Source organism: Methanobrevibacter sp. (assembly GCF_045577275.1).
Lineage (GTDB): Archaea > Methanobacteriota > Methanobacteria > Methanobacteriales > Methanobacteriaceae > Methanobrevibacter.
The window spans coordinates 1-4,592 of the sequence record NZ_JAZNIB010000038.1; the positions used below are offsets into that span (position 1 = coordinate 1).

Annotated in this window: 3 protein-coding genes; all 3 read left to right on the plus strand. The window is 30.9% G+C overall.

Annotated elements, in window-relative coordinates:
• Positions 1–48 precede the first annotated feature (48 nt).
• The gene (locus tag ACKI67_RS01295; RefSeq protein WP_407461586.1) at positions 49–2,763 is read left to right on the plus strand and encodes a DEAD/DEAH box helicase; all 2,715 of its coding nucleotides are present in this window, start codon (positions 49–51) and stop codon (positions 2,761–2,763) included.
• A gap of 73 nt (positions 2,764–2,836) precedes the next feature.
• A complete protein-coding gene (locus ACKI67_RS01300; RefSeq protein WP_407461588.1) occupies positions 2,837–3,142 on the plus strand; it encodes a hypothetical protein in 306 nt (101 codons plus the stop codon).
• Positions 3,143–3,154: 12 nt separating this feature from the next.
• Positions 3,155–4,210: a ribonuclease H-like domain-containing protein gene (locus ACKI67_RS01305; protein ID WP_407461589.1), complete on the plus strand. Its 1,056-nt coding sequence runs from the start codon at positions 3,155–3,157 to the stop codon at positions 4,208–4,210.
• Positions 4,211–4,592 lie beyond the last annotated feature (382 nt).

Sequence of the window (4,592 nt, forward strand, 5' to 3'; positions counted from 1 at the left end):
TAAATTAATTAATTAAAAATCAGAAATTAAAAATTTTTATTGATTATTATGACAAATATGGCTAAAGACAAAGGAGAAAGGGAAAATATCGACAAGTTTAAAAACGATATTCGTTTTAGGAAAAAGATCGAACATGTCGAAACAATTCCATCTAAAGAAGCTAGCTATAAAAAGGTCGATAAATTAGAGAAAAAGATATTGGACTATCTTGAAGAAAATAATATAAAGCTATACAAACACCAAGCATTAGCTATTGAAAAGTCAAGAGAAGACAAGAACATCATTATTACAACTCCAACTGCAAGTGGAAAAACCTTATCATTCAATTTGCCTGTTTTGGAAGAACTTATTAAGGATAATGATGCATGTGCATTATACATTTATCCTGCAAAGGCATTATCCTATGACCAATTAAAGGTTTTAAGGAAGTTTGATGAAGAATTGGAACTTGATTTGAATGCAAATCCTTATGATGGAGATACTCCAAAGGCTAAAAGATATAAGATTCGTCAGGAATCAAGAGTAATCCTTACAAACCCTTACCAAATTCATTTGATATTGCAATGGCATCATCAATGGGAGCGCTTTTATTCCAATTTAAAGTATATTGTTATTGATGAAGCCCATTACTATAAGGGAATATTCGGTTCAAACGTTGCTTTTTTAATCAGAAGACTTAAAAGAATTGCTAATTTCTATGGATCAGATCCTAAATTCATATTGTCCTCTGCAACACTTGCAAATCCATTGGAACTTGCTGAAAAATTAACTGGGGAAGAATTTGAGCTTATTGATGAAGACAGTTCCCCAAGCGGTGAAAAGGATTTCATCTTATATAACCCATATAAAAAATTGGAAATCACTTCAGATGATGAAGGATTATCCATACACCAGGAAACAGAAAAGATATTCTTGTATTTGCTTTTAAAGGACATACAGACTCTATGTTTCACATCCAGCAGAAAGATTGCTGAACTGATCGCATTATGGGCAAAAAGAGATATGGAACATATGAAAAAGAGATATGTGGAAAGGATTTCAGCATATAGAGCGGGATACTTGGCTGAAGATAGGAGAGAGATTGAAGACGGCCTTAAATCAAAGAAATATTTAGGTGTCACTTCAACTAATGCACTTGAATTAGGTATAGATGTAGGTAGCCTTGATGCAGTCATTATTTCAGGTTTCCCAGGTTCCATGATATCCACTTGGCAACAAGGAGGAAGATCTGGTAGAGGAAACCAGAAGTCACTTGTGATTTTGGTTGCATTTGAGAATCAATTGGACCAATACTTTATGAAAAATCCAGAGTTCTTCTTTGATAAGCCTCATGAAAATGTGGTAATTGACTTGAATAATGAAAAGTTATTAAACAACCACATCATTTGTGCAGCTAATGAATTGCCGTTGAGCTTAGAAGAAATTAAGGATGTATTCAATGTAGATGAGGAATTCATTGATGGCATCGTTCAAAATAGGGATATCAAAAAGAGTGCAGGATTCTATATTTATCCTTATGATGATAATCCAGCATTTGAATTTTCACTGGACCAGATATCAAATGAGATATTCAGTGTAATGAACGGCAATCAGTTGATAGAAAAGATAGAAAGGTCACAAATGTATAGGGAAGCTCATGAAGGAGCTATTTTAATAAATAAAGGTCAGACTTATATTGTAACAGATGTCAATTTCAAGACACATTTCATCAATGTCATAAAAAGAGATGTGAATGCACATACAGTTGCACTTAAAAGAACACAGACAAAAATAATTAAAAAGATCAAAAAAGTTAAAATCGGAGACTTTACAGTTCACTATGGCGAATTGGAAGTGGAAGAGGATTATTACAAATATAAAAGGATGGAATTCTCCAAAACAATCGGCACATTTATACTTGATTTGCCACCTTTAAAATTCAAAACCAAAGGATTATGGTTTACCATTCCTGACAGTGTCAAAGAGGCTGTTGAAGAAAGATATAAGAATGAACATGAAGTTTTCGCAGGAGGTCTTCATGGAGCTGAACATGCGCTTATCGGATTGTTCCCACTTCATGTAATGTGTGACCGATTTGATATTGGTGGTCTTTCAACCAATTATCATGAAGATACACAGGAAGCTTCCATCTTTATTTATGATGCATATGAAGGTGGAATAGGTATCTGCGAAAAGGCAATTGATGTTTTCAGCAAATTAACTGATTCTACAAGGAATCTTCTTAAGACTTGTGAATGTGAAAATGGTTGTCCTTCCTGCATTTACTCTCCAAAATGTGGAAATGACAATAAGCCATTGCATAAAAAAGCCACTGAGTTCATTTTAGATTATATGTGGGATGAAATGAATAAATTATCCCCAGATGAACTTTCCAAATTGGAAAATCAAGATTTAGAAGATAATATTTCATACAATGAAACTTATTATAATCAAAAGGAAGATAAAGATGAAGTAGAGCAAGTATCCGGTATCTTGGATGAAAATGATGAATCAAATATGGGAACGGAAGAAGAAATAGATCCGATGAAAGAAGCTTATAACGATGCTTTAGAAGAATATAATAAAGGAAATTATAGTATTGCAAAGGAGATTTTAACCAATATAATCATCAAGGAAGATAGTGCAGATGCTTATTATCTCATAGGAAAGATACTTTATGAACAGGATGATAAATTAGGTGCGTTATCTTTTGTAAAAAAAGCCATTTCTATTGATAGTGGACATGAAGAGGCTAATGAATTCTTATTGGAATTGAAACATTAATTTAAATAAAAATATTTATTAGAATAAAAATTTAATTGGAATTAAAACATTAATTAAATTTATAGGGGATAGTATGGAAATCAATAATGAAAATAAAGATGAAATTAAGGAACAGATCAATACAGATATTAACAATATTCTGGAAAAACATGAATTGCCTTATAGAATGGATGGAATATCTGTAATGAAAACCTCTAAAGGAACCAGCTTTTTAGGAAATGTCAGAGTTCATGACCCGAATAAGGTTAAGGCGGTTCGAGCTGAGATTGAAGATTATTTGGACAAATTTGGAAAAGTAGTTATAAACTCAAGGGATGTTGTTCCTTGCTGTGAATTGCCATATACATACATTACTTTTCATATTCACTTTACAGAATAAATTTATGATATTATGTCTAGCCGTAGAGAAGAGCATGAAGCATATTTGGAGCGTATCCTATCAAACTCATTAACTTCAGCCAATCCATCAAAAGAAGCCTTTGAAAGAGCTAAAAAAGAATCTCCCACTTATTTTAATAATTTAAAAATGGCTCTGATGAACAAATATAAGGATTGGGATTTGATGGATATCGAAGGCAGCAAAGTCATCGAAAATATCTATGGCAAGACATTAAAAATCACAAGAAGACAAGCTATTGACTTCTCTTTAGAGGATAAAAAGGAATCCATTAAAAATGAATTGCTGTCCAATTTTAAATTGATGCCAGGAGTTGGGCTGGAAACAGAAATGAAACTCAAAAGAGAAGGGTATGATAATCTTTATGACCTATTGGAACATGACAGATACTCATATAAGGCTGAGAAACTGATCAAAAAGATAGAGAAAAACTGTTTTATTAAGGAATTCAAATTATTGAAGCAACTTACCAAATATCCTGGATTAAAAAACAGCACCTTAAAATCATTGAATTCATTGGATCCTTTTAATCTTAAGTTCATGGATATTGAAACCCTTGGACTATCCAGTGCTCCTATAATATTGCTTGGTATAGCTGAAATTAAAGGAAAATATATTGAATCCAATCAATATTTGCTTAGGGATAAGGAAGAGGAACCTGCACTTATTGAGGCTTATCTATCTCATATAGACGAAGCAAGTGTTCATGTAACCTATAATGGAGCAAGCTTTGATATTCCTTTCATTAAAAATAGAGCCAGATTATATAGGATGGATTGCAATTTGGATCAAACCCATTTTGATTTGATGTATCCTGCAAGGAACTTATGGAAGGATGTTTTGCCAAATTGCAAGCTAACCACCATAGAAGAGGAAATATTTAACATAAAACGTGAAGACGATGTTCCTGGGGCATTCATTCCAGATTATTATGAAAGTTATTTGGCTACTAAAAACATAGGTCCACTTATTCCAATCATTGAGCATAACCGTATGGATATAGTCTCCCTTGCTGACTTTTTAATGAAGATATATGAGGAATCTTTTTAAAACAAATCACATTTTATAAAAAAAATTTTATAAATCTCATTTTATTATAATATAAAATACATTTGAGTAATAATCTTTTTTTAAATAATATTAAATTTACCTAAATATAATATAACTATTAAACATTGCCTTAATCCAAATAATAATTAATATTTTTATTCAAATATCAAAATCAATAAGAAATAATACTTTAAATAAACATTACATTTATAAATAATGAATTATAAAATAAAATATGAAGATAACCTTTTAAGGTAAGACTCTACACTAAGTTAAAGAATAAAAATTAAGTTATTTTTAAAAAAAAAGTTATCCCATATAAAACAAATAAAAATACTTAATTTTTATCTTTTTTTAATCTATTTTTCTATTTTTATTAATA

What these genes read in the sequence shown, in the direction of transcription:
- ACKI67_RS01305 (WP_407461589.1), top strand. Translation starts at nt 3,155, where the DNA reads ATGTCTAGCCGTAGAGAAGAGCATGAAGCATATTTGGAGCGTATCCTA.
- ACKI67_RS01295 (WP_407461586.1), top strand. Translation starts at nt 49, where the DNA reads ATGACAAATATGGCTAAAGACAAAGGAGAAAGGGAAAATATCGACAAG.
- ACKI67_RS01300 (WP_407461588.1), top strand. Translation starts at nt 2,837, where the DNA reads ATGGAAATCAATAATGAAAATAAAGATGAAATTAAGGAACAGATCAAT.